Here is an 18,514-nt window from a genome sequence, read left to right as displayed (position 1 = left end):
TAGTTAATTTTTTTGGTAAGTTAAATTCTCTTACTTTTCAAAAAGCATTTTGGTAATAAAATCTTTATCGCCTTTACCTCTAGCGGGAGAGTATTCTCTACCATAAAAAATAATTTGCAGATGTAAGCTATTCCATTTGTCTTTTGGAAAAATCTTTTTAGCATCTTTTTCGGTTTCGGTTACATTTTTTCCAGAAGTGAGTTTCCATTGAGTCATCAGTCTATGGATATGAGTATCCACAGGAAAAGCAGGAACGCCAAAGGCTTGGCTCATCACTACTGAAGCCGTCTTGTGTCCCACACCAGGTAAGGCTTCCAACTCTTCAAAAGATTGGGGAACTATGCCTTGGTGTCGTTCTACCAATAGCTCTGCCATTGCTTTAAGGTTTTTAGCTTTGGTGTTTGAAAGACCTATTTCTTTAATTAAATTTTTAATTTCATCAATTTCCAACTCTTTCATTTTGAAAGGAGTGTCTGCTACGGCAAATAGGTGGGGCGTTACTTCATTTACTTTCTTGTCGGTAGTTTGTGCCGAAAGAGCCACGGCAACTAGCAAGGTGTATGGGTCTTTGTGGTCTAGAGGTATAGGCGTTTCGGGATATAGGCGTTCTAACTCTTGTATGATGATTTCGGCTCTTTGTTTTTTGGTCATTTTAAACTAAATTTGGGACAAAAATAAACATTATGATAAACATAGGTGATAGCCTTCCTGCTTTTACAGTAAAAAATCAAGACGGAAAAGAGGTGAGTGCATCAGACTTTAAGGGTAAAAAATTAGTGATATTCTTTTATCCTAAAGCCAATACGCCAGGGTGCACAGCAGAGGCGTGTAATTTAAGCGAGAACTACGAGTCTTTACAAAAGCAAGGCTATATTCTTTTGGGTGTGAGTGCCGATTCTGTGGAAAAACAAAAGAAATTTTACGATAAATTTAACTTCCCTTACGACCTTCTAGCCGATGAAGAAAGGCAAATCATAGAGGCTTTTGGGGTATGGCAACTTAAAAAGTTTATGGGAAAGGAGTTTATGGGTATCGTTCGTACCACCTTTATTTTTGATGAAAATGGTGTGTGTACAAGAATTATAGATAAAGTAAAAACAAAGGAGCATTCGGCTCAAATATTAGAATCTTAAATTTATTATTAGTTATGAAGTTTAAACATTTGTATTTAGGAGTGGCTGCTGTGGCTTTGGTGTCTTGTAGCACTCAACAAAAAACCGCTAAAATGAATTATCCTGAAACTAAAAAAGTAAACCATACCGATACTTACTTTGGTACACAAGTACAAGACCCTTACCGTTGGCTGGAGGACGACCGTGCGGAGGATACCAAAGATTGGGTAAAGAGACAAGTGGCTTTTACGCAGAACTATCTAGACCAAATCTCTTTCCGTGACGAGATTAAAGCTCAACTGAAAGATATGTGGAACTACGAAAAAATTTCTGCTCCTTTTAAAGAGGGTGATTATACCTATTTCTACAAAAATGACGGGCTACAAGCTCAATCAGTATTGTATAGAAAAGATAAGAATGGCAATACAGAGGTATTCTTAGACCCTAATCAGTTTTCTAAAGATGGGACAACTTCTCTAGCGGGTATTTCGTTTAATAAGAAAGGTAATTTAGTAGCTTATAAAATTTCGGAAGGTGGTAGCGATTGGAACAAAATCATCATCTTAGATGCAATTACTAAAAAACAAATAGACGAAACTTTAGTAGATGTTAAATTTAGTGGGATTTCTTGGTTAGGAGACGAAGGTTTTTTCTACTCTAGCTACGATAAACCAGATGGAAGTGTACTTTCTGCTAAGACCGATATGCATAAGGTGTATTTCCACAAGTTAGGAACTAAGCAGTCTCAAGACCAACTTATCATAGGTGGCGAAAACTTTAAGAGAAGATATATCGGAGCTGAAGTTTCCGAAGACCAGCGTTATCTTATCCTTTCTGCGGCTAACGCAACTAGTGGTAACGAGCTTTACATTAAAGATTTAAAAAACAATACAGATTTTGTTCCTATTCAACAAGGATATGACTATAACACTAATGTGTTAGATACTAAAGGAGATTATATCTATGCTCTTACGGATAAAGGAGCTCCAAATATGAGGTTAGTGAAGTTTGATATTAAAAAGCCTAGCGTTTTGACAGATGTGATTCCTGAAACGGAAAATGTACTAAGAGTATCCACAGGAGGAGGCTATATCTTTGCTAATTATATGAAAGATGCCGTAACATTAGTACAGCAGATGGATTACAACGGAAAGAAAGTGAGAGATATTACTCTTCCGGGTAAAGGCACCGCAGGAGGATTTTCTGGTAAAGATTCTGAAAAAGAATTGTACTATGCTTTCACAAGCTATATTACACCTAATACGATTTATAAATTCAATGTAGAAACGGGAGCATCTTCGGTGTATCAAAAGCCAAAGGTTAAATTTAATCCAGATGATTTTGTTTCGGAGCAAGTGTTCTACACTTCTAAAGATGGCACTAAAGTTCCAATGACTATCAACTATAAAAAAGGTATTAAGCTAGATGGTAAAAATCCTACGATTCTTTATTCTTACGGAGGGTTTAATATTAGTTTAACGCCTTCGTTCTCTGTGGTAAATGCGGTATGGATGGAAAACGGAGGCATCTACGCTGTGCCTAACATTAGAGGTGGTGGCGAGTATGGTAAAAAATGGCACGATGCAGGAACCAAAATGCAAAAGAAAAATGTATTTAATGATTTTATAGCGGCTGGCGAATACTTACAATCTAAAGGTTATACTTCTCCTGAATTTATGGCACTTTCTGGGCGTTCTAACGGAGGTCTGCTTGTGGGTGCTACAATGACGATGCGTCCTGACCTTGCCAAAGTAGCTTTCCCTGGGGTGGGTGTTTTGGATATGTTGAGGTATCACACCTTTACTGCAGGAGCAGGGTGGGCGTACGATTATGGTACGGCACAAGATAGCAAAGAGATGTTTGAATATCTAAAATCTTACTCTCCTGTACACAATGTTAAGAAAGGCGTTTGCTACCCTTCTACTATGATTATTACTAGCGACCACGACGATAGGGTAGTTCCTGCACACTCGTTTAAGTTTGGAGCAGAATTACAAGAAAAACAGACTTGTTCTAACCCAGCACTTGTTAGAATAGAAATGAATGCAGGACATGGAGCGGGGCGTTCTACCGACCAAGTGATAGGCGAAAATGCCGACTTAATGAGCTTTGCTCTTTATGAAATGGGCATTAGAAATCTTAAAAAGTAAGGTATAATGCACGCCTTCAAAATAAAAAATCCAACACGATAATCGTGTTGGATTTTTTATTTCAAGTAATCTTCTACAATGTGCCATAATGGAGCGTTGTAACTTCTAAAAAAGTTGATATGTCCGATATCGTTTTTAGGAGAAAGTTCAGATTTTATGATATGATATTCTGGTTTCAGATTATGATAAGTGTTCATTAAACTTTTAACACCTTTTTCTGTGAGCCAGTTGTCATCATCGGCATAGAGAACCAAAGTATCCTGATGAAGGTGCTCTGTATAGTTATAAGACATCTCTAGGAGTTTAAGAGTAGATTTTTTGTTAAGAATAAGCCTTCTCCAATCGTAAGCCACACCCTTTGGAAGAGATTCTCCTAGACCAAGAATAGAGGCAGGGAAATACCCTAACATTTCGGTAAGCATAGGTTGCAGTATACCAAAACCTAGGTAAGCAGCCCATCTAGTTTTAGAATCTAAGTGTTTTACATAAGCGTCTTGAGCTCCTATAAATATTATCTTTTTAAAAATATTAGTGTCTGGGTTCATTCCTGTAATCAAAGCTCCTACAGAATGCCCCATAATATATTTCTCGTAATGAGAGAAATGTATTTTGATGTAGTTGGTTAATGTTTTATAGTCTTCGGTTCCCCATAGCCTCATACTGGCTTTAAAGCCTTTTATTTTAGCGGGTTTAGAAGATGCGATACCTCTATAATCATAAGTAATTACCGTGTATCCTTTCGCCATTAGGTATTTGGCAAAATTGTAATAGACATATTGTTTTACTCCTGTTGCTGAATTGATGAGTAATAATTTACCATTCGTATTCTCTGCTTCTGGTTTAAAGAGGCTTACCGCAAGAGGGTAGCCATCGGAAGTGGTAAGGGTGAATTCACTCATAAGTTGCTTAGGTATTTAAGCTGAAATTGAGAGCCATCAAAAACACCATAAGAATAGTAAGAAATCCAATCGCCTAGATTAACATAAGAGGCTCCTGCTCCCACTTCCAAAATCATTGGGAGGTGTCTGTGCCCAAATACGAAATAGTCTATGTGTTCTGATTTTAGTTTTTCTTTGGAATACTGTATTAAGAACTCCTTATCTTCGCCCAAAAATTCTTTGTCTTCTTCTCCACTTATCATTTTGTTTTTTTGAGAAAGGTACAGGGCAATCCTCATTGAAATATCGGGGTGAATCCACTTGAACAACCACTGAGCTAGAGGGTTGGTAAATACCTTTTTCATTCTTTTGTAGCCCTTATCGCCAGGACCTAAACCATCGCCGTGGGCAAGGAGAAACCTTTTGCCATTGATGGTGGCGTATCTTTTTTCAAAAAAAACGGGTATTCCGAGTTCTTTCTCAAAGTAGTCTTTCATCCATAGGTCGTGGTTACCTACAAAAAAGTAGAGGTCTATGCCTTGGTCTTTAAGTTCGGCTAATTTACCAAGCACCCTCACGAAGCCTTTAGGAACTACAAACTGCCACTCGTGCCAAAAATCAAACAAATCTCCCATAAGGAACAGCACTTGTGCATCTTCCCGAATGTCTTCTAGCCATTGCACAAACTTTTGTTCTCTAAGTTTACTGGCTTCTAGAGTGGGAGCGCCGAAGTGCTGGTCGGAAGCGAAGTAGATTTTTTTTCCGTCTTCTAAGGTAATCGTCATAGCGTTAGTAACATCTGTTTTAAAAGACTAATTCTCCTCTGCAAACCATTCTCCGTAGGAGTTTTCTGTTTCGTGGAGTTTTAGATAGGCTAGTTGCACAGACTCGGGGAGCCTGTTTTTGATTTTAGTTGCAATGTCGTAAAGCATATTTTCGCAAGTAGGCTGGTAGTTGCAGAATATTACTTTGTGTCCTTTTTCTTCTAACTCTTTCCCTAAGCTGATATGTGGTGAGTTGGCATTGAGCAAGACGGCGTGGTCCCACACATTTACAATTTCTTCTTTCACAATCTTTTTAATATCCCCAAAATCTACTACCATTCCGTTTTTAGGGTGGTCTAAATCATTGATAGGAACGCCTTTCACGGTAACAAATAGTTTGTACGAATGCCCGTGCATATTCTTGCACTTGCCATCGTAGTTGTAAAGGACGTGAGCGGTTTCAAATGAAAAAATCTTAGTAATTCTAATCATGTGGCAAAGATACTAAATAATCGGTGATGTGGTTTTATTAGTAATAAAAAAGCTCCAATCAGGGTTAGACCTTTTGGAGCTTTAGTAAGTGATTGTATGACGAAAAGCATTACATTCCGTTTCCTCCAAAGGTAAATGTGGCGGATAATCCTGCTCTAACAGTAGATAGTGGGAATGCCGTAGAAATTTTGTACTTCGTCATCAGTTGGTCGTAGAAGAAACGAATATTAAAGTTTTGTGACATATTGTAATCCGCAGATACTTTTATGCCTAGTAAACGCTGTCCTCCCGTTACTTGAGCATCATCTTTTAAGATATTGATGATAGATGTTTTGTTGTCCCTCAACGAGAAATCGGCACGAACATTAAGGTCGCTCTTAATATCTTTTGATTTACCTTTATATCTTAGTTTTAGTTTTAAATCTTTTAAAATATATCCAAAACCAAGCACATACTCAGAGCCAGAATCTTCGGTTAAGGTTTGGTTTACTAAGCCTAGTAAAAACATTCTATTTCTGTTGTAGTGAGCTCTAAACTGCATGTGGTTTCTCATAGTAACATCAGCACCTACAAAAGGAGCAAACTCTTCTACAAACATAGCTTGAGAAAATACATAAGGATTCAGTCTATTGCCTCTTACATCTAGAGCATTAGGATTGTTATAATAATCTATATTAGACTGTATTCCTGTAGCTGTATAGGTAGAAGTGTAGGCATGCTGTATATCAAACTTCTCAAACTGACTGTTGATAAATGGAATGTTTCTAAGCCCAGAGTAAGTAAGTCGCCAGTTAGGTAACGGGAAGTTAGGGCGAGTAGGGTTTTTCATAGAAACTGATTTCCCTGATAACGCAGAGCGGAATGCAGGAACCAAAACATAAGTGTTGGCAATACTATAGCCCTCCACGAAACCGTCAGTCATCAAGTTACCACTATTAAGTCTAGAAAACTCTCTAGCTCTAGCTTTAATATCGTTAAAGATGTCTGTGCTATTTTTTAGAGTAGTACCTATAAGGAACTCTGTGTTAGAGTAGCTTATCATCTCGTTAGCAAAAGAGAACTGTATGCCATTGGCACGATTGCCATCTAAGTCTATATTAAATCCGCCGTGAGTGAGCATTTTATTATAAGTTTGAAGGAAGTTAACATCTACCCTCAAATTCTTTATAGGCTCTATAACGATATTAGCCGTAACATTTCTATTGCTCATTTGGGTATAAGGGTCGTTAAGATACTCTGACTGAGTAACCCAGTTATTTTCTACGGCGAGTCTTCTAATGTCAGCCTGAGAGCCTAGTAGGAAACCACTGGTAGGACCTCCAAATCCTCTTCGTCCTATACCGAAAAAGTTTGGTTCTGAAAGTATCCCAGGAAGTACGGTTCCGTTATTTTCATTAAAGTTAAGGTTGGCTTGCTTAATGGAAGTTAAAGCCGACATTACTTTCTGAGTTAAAGATAATTGATTTTTAAATCTATAAGACTTAAACTTAAATCTCTTACGGTTGTTTTCATTAGCAAAAGCCTTTTCGTAAACCTGATTAAGCGAGTCTATTTCTCTATTTCTTCCTTGTCGGATAGAGTCTAACTTTTTAAAATATTTAAACTTTCCTAGCAACAAAGGAATGTCCACCGAAGCGGTAGCCACTTTATTATTGGTGTTTTGAGCTACATTTCCTAGATTTCCATTAGCACTATTAAGAAGTACAGTAGACCTTGCATTCCAATTGTATTGCAGCCCATAGCCTAACTCTGCATTGATGAAATCTAGGTAAGGGAAGTGTTCAAAAGGCAAACGGTAATTAAATTGTATTCTGTGGTTATAGAGTACAGGTCGTCCCACTTTAAACGGATTTTGGAAGATAGATCTGGTGTCCATAGTATTTACTGCCCAGTCATCGTTAAGAGTTCTAGTGGCAGAGAATATTTCGGCTTTGAAAGATTTAGTGAAATTAAATCCTAGGTTATACTGCCAACCAAAGAAGAAATTTCTGTTTTTAAGAACATCAAAGTTTTGGGAGCCATTGCCATTGAGTAGGGCTTCAATATTTCTAAACTCTAGTTCGCTATAATTTCTATCTAGTTCTGTTCTGAAAGAAAAACGAGTTGGGATAGGGTTGATATTGAACTCTTTAATCCACTTTACATAAGGAACTATCTTGGCAGTATCACTTATAACTTTGTTGAATGGTTTTATTACCCAAGGTTTAAAGTTATAGTTGTAGTCTATATAAGCCTTTAGGTTTTGTCGGTAGTTTTTCTTGGTGTAGATGTCTCTGTAATAGTCGTCGTGATAAACAGCGGTAAGAGCTAAGTTCTCTACATCGTAGAACTTAGGCTTCTTCTCAGAGTTTACCCTTTCTTTTCTCATATTCACCACGCCAAAACTTCTTTGCTGAGTGTAAGTTCTTACCACTTGTTTAAGTTGGTCTTTTTTAGGGTCTTCATTAAAGAGAACATCATCATTAAGAGGATTATATTTAGGGTCCTCAATAGTTTGGGTGTAAGAGTAATTAACTGGGATTTTCATTCCTGATTTTTCAGGAAGGAATTTATCCACATTTACTGTCGTGTTGATGGAGAATGCGGTGTTTTGTGTTTGCTGTCTTTGAGTAGGTTTTTGGTCTATAGAACCAAACCCTATGGTAGAGATAGCAGCGTTGGCATTTACATTAGCAAAATCTCCTAAGTTAAAATTGAGGTTAGCGTTGGCAGCATAGCCTCCTTTGTTTTCTATTCCAGAAAGACGAATCTCGTTCACCCAAAGTACTAAATCTTTAGAATCAGAACCTGTATTTCTTACCCCAATCACGATGGTAGAAATGTTACCCAAACTAGGGCGTCCTTTGGTAAATATAGCTCTGTGACTATCACCATACTCTTGGTCTTTATATCTTTGGTCTAGACTTATCCCTGCGGTTTCTCTTCTTAGTTTAGCATTGATGAATTCTTTTAGATTAAAGTTGATAGTATTCTCAGTTGGCCAAATATCTAGTGGAGAAGTTGCGTTTTTAGCGGTGTATTTTAGTGAAGCCTCATACTCGTAGTAGTTGTCTATGGCATCACTTCCTAGACGGATGAAGAACTTGGCATTTTGGTCTAGCTTGTTAGATGTAACATCTTTAAGGTCTTCGGCGTGTACAAAAAGTTCTAACTTTTCGTAACGACGCATATCCAACGCTACATTCTTAAACACTCCTCTAGAGGCGTGTGATGTTTTAGAAAGATTGGTTGCCTTTAAGTAAAGAGAAGCCTCATTTTGTCTTTGTGCTCCAGTAGTTCCACTTAGTACCTGTCTGTTTATGCCAGGAGGAATAACATAAGGTGGAGTACCTTTTGAGTTTTCTTCTAAATTAACACTTCCTACATCAAAGTTAGAGTTATCTATGTTGTAGTTACCTTCCTCAGATTCGTTTATAACTGCAATGTTTTTAGTGAATTTTCTCCAGTCTGATCTTACTAAATCAAAAGTACCAAATCTTAGTGTTGAGGTTTCGTCAAATCCTTTAAGAATCATTCTCGCAAACCTTACATTATTTAGGATAGCATCACTAGCTTCCCCAGCATCAGCATCAAACTGTTTAACAGGAATACGGAATAAAAACCATTTACTTCTACTAGTTTGTCCATTTTGGAATTTAGCTTCGGTTTCTTTTTCATCTACGATAAAGTTTTTTCCTAAAACTAAATTGGCTTTATCTAAATTGATGGTGTATTGGTTATAACTTTCGCTTTGGTCTAAGTTAAAATCTCCGTTGATGTCTTCAGTGTTAGGTGTTTGAGACGATACCTCCATTGAGTTAGCTTTGGAGTTTCCGTCTGGGTTTCTAAAATATCTGTAACGCTCTACTACCGAAGAAGCTAAAGCACCTTGGAATTGTGTGGAAAGGTAAAACACGAAGTCGTCTGCTGCAGGGTCGGTAAGATTAGTAACAGGATTGACGAAAGTTGTGCCGAATTTAGTAGCTTCCTGAACATTGTCTAAACCATCATAACCTACATCTTGTGCAGTTCTATTAGCACCTTCAGAAGAGAAGGCATATAGAACAGGCTGTTGGTCTGGCTGAGTTCCCCAATTACTTTCGGAAGTTCTTGCAGGAGCTTCTGGAGTAGGTAATCCATTTTCGTATTGTAGCTTACCGTCTTTCAGAATATCTTCTGATATATTTCCTAAATGAAGTAGTAATTTAGGGTTGGTACCTAGCATTTTTCCATCAGCATAAGGATCCATTAGCCAAAATTCAACGTATTCAATATTGGCATTGGTAAAGTTAGACACAGAGATAGGTCTCATCATACCAGCCCATCTTTCCGCAGTAGACTCGTTGGCAGGGTTTAGGTTGTACGGACCTCTTTCAGTAGGGTAGTAGGTAACGTCTAAGGTATTGGTATAGGTTTGGTCACCAGCAACAAAATCTCTACTGTTGTAAAGTTCATTCATTCTCACACGGCGTGAGGCATGGTTAGACAACGCATCAGCAGTGATGCCATTAGGAGCTTTTCCGCCAACACCATAGAATCTAGGGTCTATATAATACCAAGATAATAGACCTCTACCATAGCCATTTTTAACATCATTGTCTAATGCTGAATTTCTGAATATAATATCATTATGGTTTTTCTCTGGTTTAGACGCTAAAGCCCAAAGAGCAGGTTCTTTTAGTGATATTTTTGAAGTGGTTTGGTCAAAATCATCTACATAGGCTTGGTCGTTAATATCCTTATTTTGTCCTGGGATAAGATACGCTGCTTCTGCTTTAAAATTAAGGTGAGATGGTGCTTCGGTATTGATGAGCGGAATCTTATCGGTAAGCCTTGTAAGGAAAGGTAACTCGTTATTATACATAACATTCATACCCAACATTGTGTTATTAACAGCCTCTTGTCCCATCTGAACTTTTTGAGTAAGCGGTCTTTCGGCATAATTCATTGCGGTAGCCCCAATGATAAATTTATCACTGATTTTTCTTTCCAAATTCAATCCCCAAAATCTTCGTCTTTGGGTATTAAAGGTCATTTGGTTTTCTAAAGAGATATTGATGGCTTGTCCAGATTGTTTAAGAGCTTCGTTGATGATAGTTACTTGCCCTAGCATATAATCTACGGTATAGTCCACTCCTTCTGTAAGTTGAGCTCCGTTGGTAGTTACTCGCACGGAGCCTTTAGGTACATTTATTGCACCTAGAGAAATGCCTTGTCCTTGTCCACCTTGATAGCGTCCTTCTATAGTATATCTTTGTGCTAGAGGATTTTGTGTAGCTACTTGCTTTTGTTGTTGGTAAAGCTCCGAGAATACAAATTGAGGGTCGTTACTACCTAAGGTACTTGCCATAAAATTACCAAAAGGCTGAGCTTTGGTAAAGATAAGTTTTCCATTGGCTGGGTCTATGGTAATGCCATTAACAAAGTCAAATAAACCGTCTCCTAAAGTACTTCCGTTAGATTGTAAGTCATTATTGAGGTTGAGCCTGTCCCAATTTAGGAGTTTTAAAAGGTTGGTGTCTTGTACAGGTGTATTAGGTAGATAGTTAACTTTACCATTTTTAGGGTCTCTATAATACACATTAAGGAAGAACTTATCTGAAGTTACCCCATTAGCATTAAGGCTATAGATGTTTTTCATCATCAAGTTCCACATAGGAGAAGTGGTTTTTACTAAAACATTAGGCTTTAGTAGTTTGGTTACAAGAACCGAACTTTCCTCCGAAAACTCTCCCACTTTGTAAACTTGGTTAGAACCATTAACGGTGTAAGAGTAAGAAACTGCTAAGAGTTGATTGTCGGTAAGTCTTTGGTTTAAGGATATATACCCTAGCTGTGGGTGAAATGTAAACTCATTTTGATTAAGTCTTCTTGCTCTTCGGTTAAAGATAAATTGCTCTCCGTCGGTATAAGTTTCAGGAGTACCTGAAGCGTTGGGAAACGATTGCTGATTGATAGTAGAATAAGCCGTATTGGCATCTCTGATACCAGCTAAAGCACTAATGCTTTGGTAGAGACTGTTTTGTGTGTTATTTGGATATTGTGCAGAACCTTCCCCTAAATCTCTTATGGCGACTATACTTTTTTGATTTTGTAGGTTACTCGCTGTTTGGTCAAGAACCCAAACTTCTATACGCGTAATATTGATTTTGGAATTGATTTGAGGATAATTCGCTAAGGCATTGTCGTAGTTTTGGAAGAAGTATTGCCCTAAATAATAGTGCTGATTGTCCTCGTAATCTATGGCGTTTATTTTAAAGGTATTGAGTACACCTCCACCTTGTGCCACTACAGTTCTTGCTTCGCCTTGTTGTTGAGAAAGGACTAATGTACCGTAAGTTTTACCAAGCTGAAACTCGGTTTTTAAACCAAATAACGATTGTGAGCCTCGCATAAGGCTAGTAGATAGAGGCATATTAACATTACCAAATTCTACATTCTTGATGATTTTATCTTCGCCTGTTCTTTTGCTTTCTCCTAAGGTTTTGGATTGTAGGTCTTTCCAAGTACCCTTTGCACGCCATGCTAGATTAAGCCTATTTTCAAAAGCGAAACCGCTTTGGGTATCGTAGTTGGCTTTTAGTTGTAAGTTTTCGCCCACCTTACCAAGTATGCCTAGCTGTATTCTCTGCTGAATATTAAATGCGAAATTCTTTCTGTTTTGTGGTAAAATAAGCGGGTTATCAATTCTTTGGTAAAGTCCACCTAAATCAAAAGAAGCGAATCCTTGTGGGATAAGTTCTATCTTGTTACCTCCAAAAATAGTTTCAAATAATTTGTTCTTTATGTTGATGCTAGGAAGAAGTCTTTTTTTCTCTGCATCTTTTGGCCCTTTTAGATTATTAGCCAAATCGTACTGGAGTGATTTTTCTTGGTAATAATTTCTTAGTCCAATAGACTTTACATAAGCACCATATTCCGAAGGTGTCATTACGATAGGTGTGCCTGTAACCACGTTTCCTATCTTAGGATAAAGGAAATAAACACCTTCTTTTACATCGTAAAAAGCCTCATATCGAACAGGATTTGGAAGGCTAAGTTGAGGTTGAGAATTTGGAGTGTCTTTTTCTGTTTGGGAGTAGGTAAGGTTACTAAAAAATACAAACCCTAAAACCCATAATAATTTATGTAAGGTGTAATTATAATGATGTGGCTTCACTTATTTTAAATATTTTTCAAAATTTGTTTTACTAAATCTTCCGTTTGAATTTCTGGATTTTGTTTCAAAATTTTGTCTGCTAATTTTTCTGACATTTTTTTAGGGATTCCTAAAACTTCTAATGCAGATAACGATTCTTCTTTCACTTTATTATCAATAACGGTAGAAATATCAGATTCATCTGCTCCAAAATGTAGTACTTTGTCCTTTAAATCAATGATAATTCGTTGTGCAGTTTTGGTGCCTATACCTTTTACTTTTTGTAATACAGCACTATTGCTAGAGAGTATGGCTTGTGCTATTTCTCTTAATTCTAGTGAGGAAAGCATAATCATAGCAGAGGCTGGTCCTACACCATTTACAGAAATAAGTAGGTTAAACATTTCTTTCTCTTTGAGCTCCGAAAAACCGTACAATAAGTGAGCGTCTTCTCGAATGATTTGTTGTGTGTAGATTAAAGATTCTTTCCCAATGGAAAAGTGTTTAGAAGTGTTTACACTAACGCTTACAAAGTAGCCTACACCACCAGTTTCTATAATTAAATGGGTTGGGCTAAGCTCCTGAACGATACCTCGTAGAGAGTAAATCATATACTGCTAATTTTGAGGTTGCTAAATTAAAGTTTTTTTAGGACTAAATCTTTCTTTTGCTATTAAAAGAATGATGTTTTTTAATTTTAATATAAAATAATAAGAGAGCCTTTCTATAAAGACTCTCTTATTTCGGGTTAATATGAAGTGAAAATGAAAAAACTTATTATCTATCTTTGTTTATATCAGAAGGGACGAAAGGGTTAGCGTCTATCTCTTGCTGAGGATATTGGTAAATGATTTTAGTGTCATTCACTCCAAAAGATAATGGAACTTGGTGCCATGAAGATCTCTTTAAAGTACGAGATAATCTTCTAGCATCGTAGAGCTCTACACCTATTTCACCATAAAGTTCTTTTCTTCTTTCTATAAGAATTTCTTCAAAAAGTTCTTCTCCTGTATTAGCAGATTTTACGGCTTTAGGGTCTCTATTTTGTTGTAATTGGAATAATAAGTCCTTAGCTTGGCTTTCTTGCCCTAGTCTGTATTTAGCTTCGGCTTCTATCAAAATCATTTCTGAAGTTCTGATGTAAGGACACGCTGATGCATCTTTATTGAAAGTAAACTTATAAGTACTATATTTAGTATGGTTATTTACAGAAGGATTTACATCAAATAGTTTTCTTACATCTGTATCAGAGAACAAGTCATATAGAGATTTGCTGACATAGGTATTACTGTAACCATCATTCTCAAAAGATAAATCTGTAAAAGAATGCGGTGCTTGAGACCATGTGATAGACTGTCCTGCTTGTTGCCCATAACCTAGTATCCATTCTTGTGAGTCTAATTTTTTGAAACCTTCGGCGTATTCTGCAGCATTAAGTGCAGAGCTGACGGTTCCTCCATAAGCTAATTTTGCATATTCTGCTGCTTTTTGCCAGTTCTCTTTTACTTGATACACTCTAGCGGCGATAGCATAAGCAACCTGTTTGTTTACAAAAGCTTTGGATATTCTACTATATGAAAGATCTGGTAAAGCTGTTTCTAAATCGTTAGTAATGAAATTATAAACTTCTCCAGTAGTACTTAGAGGTTGAGCTTTTGTACTATAGCTGCTATAGATAGGAACCGCAGGGAGGTCTTTCGCATACTTGTATCCCAACTGAAAGTCTTGCACAACTTCAAAATAAGATAATGCACGGAGTACTTTTGCTCTAGCAATAAGAGATTTTTTTTGAGTATCAGCTATGTTAGAACTTTTATTAACACCGTCTATAAACTCATTGCACTGGCGAATGATTTTGTAAAAATATTCCCATGTGAATTTAGCTCTACGGTAAATACTTATTCTATTGGTATTAGAATAGTCCCCCGCAAACCAGTTGCTGGGAACGATGAAATCCTCTCCTCTAACTGTTCTTGCGAAATAAACGCTTCCTAAATTTGTAGCATCTACGGTTGTACTGATATAGGTTTCGTTATCTCCTCTTAGAAGGCTTGTGATTCCTGTAAGGTTAGCTTCTGCGTTTTCTATACTTGCAAAAACTAGGCTTGGGCTAATTTCGTTTGTGGGTTGAGGTTCGTCCAAATATCTCTGGCAAGAGACGCTTCCTAGTAGTAGAGAAGCTAGAGCTAAAGTTTTTAATTTATTTAGTTTCATTTGTTTTAAAATTTTTAAAGTTCAAGTTTAAGTCCGAATGATATGGTTTTTAAATTAGAAGTTCTGTTGTTAGTAAGACCAGTTAGAGCTTGTTCTGGGTCTATATTCTTACGGGTTTGCCACGTAAATAAGTTATCTGCTTGTAAAAATAGTCTTAAGCTCTTTAATCCTATTTTTTCGCTGTCTTCTTTATTAAAATTATAACCTATGTTTAGAGCTTTTAATCTTACATAGTCATTTTTAAATAAGAATCTAGAAGATTGTTGATTTTCTTGTAATGTGGTATAGCTCAATCTAGGAACATCTGTAACATCACCTGGTTTCTGCCATCTTCTTTCTAAATCTACACTCTTAGAATATCCATCAAATTTCCCACTCATTAGTCTAGCATAGTCCCCATCATAGATATAAGAACCGAAGCTGAAATTAACGAGTGCATTTAGATCAAAATTTTTATATTTGAGATAGTTGTTTAAACCTCCTATTACAAAAGGTAAAGAACTACGATTGTAATAGCGTGTCGCTTCGGAATAACTTTCTGTAGTTACTTTGGTTACCTTTCCGTTAGCGTCGGTTACATCTTTATACCATAGTGGGTTACCATTGTCAGGGTTTACGCCTGCATACTCTTGTATATAGAAGTCATAGAGAGATCTACCAACTTCCCATCTTTTGAGAGCTGCTACAGTTTGAGGTTTGTTATCAGCACTTAGGGCAAGGATTTTATTTCTGTCGAAAGAGAAATTTAAGCCGGTATCCCATCTAAAGTTAGCAGTTCTTACATTTTTTGTGTTGATGCTAAATTCCCAGCCATAGTTTCTTAGTTTTCCTATGTTTGTAGTTATAGAGGTAGCACCAGTAGAACCAGCAGTTACAAGAGGTCCAACTAAATCTACAGAACGCTTATCATAATAATCTACATTAAGATTAACTCTATTTTGGAATAATCCTAATTCTATCCCTGCATTAAAAGACGCTGTTTTTTCCCATGTAAGAAAAGCATCTTTAGGTGAAGATAATATTACACCTATATTAGAACCTACAGAGTATCCACTAAGATAAGTACTAAGATAAGGGAAATAATTTTTTACTCCGTCAGCGTCTGTAAAATCATTGTTACCTAGCTCTCCGTAAGATGATTTTAGTTTTAAGAAACTGATGGTTTTGTTTCCTTTAAGGAAGTTTTCTTCACTTACGATATAAGCACCACCTACAGAGAAGAAGTTACCCCATCTGGTTTCCTTGCTAAATACACTAGAACCATCTCTACGGAAAGACCCTTCTACGAAATATTTTTCTTTGTAGTTGTAGCTCGCTCTTCCAAGTAACCCGACCAATCTCTGTTGAAGAGGGTAACCAGAAACTGAACTAGGACTAGTGGCTCCACTAAGTGTTTCTATTCCAGAGAATAAACCTACTCCCATAGCACTCATATAGTCGTATGTTCTGTCAAAAGTTTCTACAATAGCATCAGCTGTTAGGTTGTGATTTCCTAGTTGTTTGTTATAGTTAAGGGAGTTTACAAAGTTTTTGGTACTTGCAATATCCCTTCTGTCTATTACTGCCCCTCCCTGTGCGGCATAGTCTCCAAATCTATTATTTCTATAATTGTGGTTGTTATAATTGTTCTGTTCCAAAGAGTAGTTGGAACGGAATGATAAATCTTTGGAGAAATCTATTTTTACAAAACCGTTTAAAGTAAGGGTATTTACTCTGTAAAGATAGGTGTTGTCGTAAAGGTACCCAAGAGGGTTCACATTTCTACTAAAAGGTCTTTGGGAGTTAAGTACACTTGGGCTTCCTGCTCCATAGTCGTAGCTTAGATTGCCTTTGTCGTCATATACAAGGTTACCGTCAGAATCTCTTTTATGCACTGGATAAACCGAAGACAGAGTGTATATACTATTTATAGGGGAACCATAGGCTGTCCCTGATTGGGCTGGAATATTTCTTTTATGAGATATGTAGGCAGTGTTTAAACCTGCTGTTAACCATGGTTTTATCTTAGTTTCTAGATTTAACCTAGTTGAAAATCTTTCAAAATTAGTGGTCTTGACAGCGCCTTCCTGTTTTAGATAGTTTACACTAAGGAAGTAGTTGCTTTGGTCTGTTCCACCAGAAACGGTAGCACTGGTTTCACTTCTTTCTGCAGAACGATTAAGTAGATAGTCAGCCCAATTGGTATTCCATAAAAGTTGAGCGCCTGGTACTAGCTGTCCGTTAGCGTCTATAGGAGTTTTTACATTGTATGGGTTGTACTGTAATAATGGGATAACTTCAGCAGAGGCTTGAGCTCCTGCTAAATCTGCAGCCACTCCGTTTGCTACTTTAGAATTTCTTAACGCTTCCCAAGTGTAATTTAGGTATCTATTATTGTCTATCAATGGGTAAAGTTGATTGACTGGAGCGGCGTATCCTAAAGAAGATTGCACCGTAACTCTAGGAGCTCCTTTTCTGCCTTTTTTTGTAGTTACTAATATAACACCATTAGCACCTCTGGAACCGTATAATGAGGTTGCAGAACCATCTTTAAGTACATTGATGCTTTCTATCTCTTCTTGAGATATGTTGGATAAACTTCCCGAATATTGTGCCCCATCTACGATGATTAGTGGGTCTGAGCTTGCATTGATAGAACCAATACCTCTCACTCGTATGGTAGGTGTAGCTCCTGGTGTAGAAGAGCCTATGATGTTAACACCTGGTACACTCCCTTGTATCGCTGTTGCGATATTAGACGTTTGTTGAGTGGACAATACATCTTTCCCTACACTAGACACGGAGCCTACTATAGCTTTGGCTTTTTGTTTACCATAGGCTACTATTACCACTTCTTCGATAGCTCTCGTTTTTGTGCTATCTTTTACCTTTACTTGTGCTTGTATATTATTTCCAAGCACTAAAAACAGACCTAATGCTCCTGCATTTAGTAGTTTTCTTTTCATAAGTTGTATAATTTTTATTTTTTTTAACTTCAAAATAAAAGGCTTTAAACATTGTGTTTAAAGCCTTCCGTCGGAACTGAAATATTATCAACTAAAAACTTCTCACACAAATAATGCCGTTTGTCTTCTCTTCATCATAATCATAATGAAAAGAAATCGGTGATGGCTTTTATTGATAGTGTTGTATAACATTATTATAACTGATTATTTACCCTGCAAAATTATATTATATCAAAATAAAAACCCTAATTTTTATCCAATAAAAGATATTAAAATTATTTTTATTGGTTTTTTCAGTTTATTTTTCTTTTATTTTGTATATTTGCTGAATAAAACCGAAAAAAATAATGAAGTTAGATCAAGTTGATTTTAGTATCCTTAGGGAATTGGTTAAAGACAGCAGTCAAAGTGTAAAAGAAATAGCTGCTAAAGTGAGTTTATCGGTAACACCTGTGCATGATAGAATAAGAAAGATGGAGGCTAGTGGCTACATCAAAGGATACACTGCTATTGTAGATGCCGAAAAGTTGGGGTATGGTTTTACTACCTATCTACAGATTAAACTCATAAAACATCAGGAAGAAATATTTGAAAAGTTTAAGACAGAGATTTTATCTTTTGAAGAAGTTACAGAAGTGGCTTTTGTTTCGGGAGATTATGATGCCATTGTAAAACTTTTGTTGAAAGACCTGCATCATTACGAAGAATTTATACTTAAAAAAATATCAAAGTTAGATGTAATAGATAATGTTAAAAGTAGTTTTATTTTCAAGTACATTAAGAATGATAACCGAGTGATGAATGTTGAGAGTATTAAATAAAATTAACCACAATCTAAAGTT

11 protein-coding genes are annotated in these 18,514 nt (G+C 36.7%); 3 read left to right on the top strand and 8 right to left on the bottom strand.

The window, feature by feature from the left end; all coding sequences use genetic code 11:
- Positions 1-30 precede the first annotated feature (30 nt).
- Entirely contained in the window at positions 31-651 is a 621-nt protein-coding gene (gene nth, locus GXW81_RS09230) for an endonuclease III (protein WP_161532088.1), read from the bottom strand.
- 32 nt (positions 652-683) lie between these two features.
- Here nth and bcp point away from each other — a divergent pair, with 32 nt between their 5' ends.
- Positions 684-1,133: a thioredoxin-dependent thiol peroxidase gene (gene bcp, locus GXW81_RS09225; RefSeq protein ID WP_161532087.1), complete on the top strand. Its 450-nt coding sequence runs from the start codon at positions 684-686 to the stop codon at positions 1,131-1,133.
- Between the two features lie 14 nt (positions 1,134-1,147).
- On the top strand, positions 1,148-3,262 hold the full coding sequence (locus GXW81_RS09220) for a prolyl oligopeptidase family protein (RefSeq protein WP_161532086.1): 2,115 nt from the start codon (positions 1,148-1,150) through the stop codon (positions 3,260-3,262).
- A gap of 56 nt (positions 3,263-3,318) precedes the next feature.
- Here the strand turns inward: GXW81_RS09220 and GXW81_RS09215 are convergent, their stop codons facing one another.
- The 7 genes from GXW81_RS09215 to GXW81_RS09185 form a co-directional block, all read right to left on the bottom strand.
- A complete protein-coding gene (locus tag GXW81_RS09215) occupies positions 3,319-4,161 on the bottom strand; it encodes an alpha/beta fold hydrolase (protein WP_161532085.1) in 843 nt (280 codons plus the stop codon).
- On the bottom strand, positions 4,158-4,925 hold the full coding sequence (locus tag GXW81_RS09210; protein ID WP_161532084.1) for a UDP-2,3-diacylglucosamine diphosphatase: 768 nt from the start codon (positions 4,923-4,925) through the stop codon (positions 4,158-4,160). Before GXW81_RS09210 ends, GXW81_RS09215 begins: the two co-directional genes overlap by 4 nt.
- A gap of 27 nt (positions 4,926-4,952) precedes the next feature.
- Positions 4,953-5,396 carry a 6-carboxytetrahydropterin synthase gene (locus tag GXW81_RS09205; protein ID WP_161532083.1) on the bottom strand — a complete coding sequence of 148 codons (444 nt, stop codon included), beginning with the start codon at positions 5,394-5,396 and terminating at the stop codon, positions 4,953-4,955.
- 109 nt (positions 5,397-5,505) lie between these two features.
- Positions 5,506-12,534: a cell surface protein SprA gene (gene sprA, locus GXW81_RS09200; protein ID WP_161532082.1), complete on the bottom strand. Its 7,029-nt coding sequence runs from the start codon at positions 12,532-12,534 to the stop codon at positions 5,506-5,508.
- A 5-nt stretch (positions 12,535-12,539) separates the two neighbouring features.
- A complete protein-coding gene (ruvA, locus tag GXW81_RS09195; protein WP_014937999.1) occupies positions 12,540-13,124 on the bottom strand; it encodes a Holliday junction branch migration protein RuvA in 585 nt (194 codons plus the stop codon).
- A 166-nt stretch (positions 13,125-13,290) separates the two neighbouring features.
- The gene (locus GXW81_RS09190; protein ID WP_161532081.1) at positions 13,291-14,727 is read right to left on the bottom strand and encodes a RagB/SusD family nutrient uptake outer membrane protein; all 1,437 of its coding nucleotides are present in this window, start codon (positions 14,725-14,727) and stop codon (positions 13,291-13,293) included.
- Between the two features lie 14 nt (positions 14,728-14,741).
- The gene (locus tag GXW81_RS09185) at positions 14,742-17,672 is read right to left on the bottom strand and encodes a SusC/RagA family TonB-linked outer membrane protein (RefSeq protein ID WP_161532080.1); all 2,931 of its coding nucleotides are present in this window, start codon (positions 17,670-17,672) and stop codon (positions 14,742-14,744) included.
- Positions 17,673-18,019: 347 nt separating this feature from the next.
- On the opposite strand from GXW81_RS09185, the gene GXW81_RS09180 reads away from it, so the two are divergent.
- Positions 18,020-18,493: an Lrp/AsnC family transcriptional regulator gene (locus tag GXW81_RS09180; protein WP_004918092.1), complete on the top strand. Its 474-nt coding sequence runs from the start codon at positions 18,020-18,022 to the stop codon at positions 18,491-18,493.
- Positions 18,494-18,514: the final 21 nt, after the last annotated feature.

This window comes from Riemerella anatipestifer (assembly GCF_009932355.1).
Taxonomy (GTDB): domain Bacteria; phylum Bacteroidota; class Bacteroidia; order Flavobacteriales; family Weeksellaceae; genus Riemerella; species Riemerella anatipestifer_E.
The sequence above is the reverse complement of the archived record's forward strand: the minus strand, read 5'-3'. Positions and strand labels throughout refer to the sequence as shown.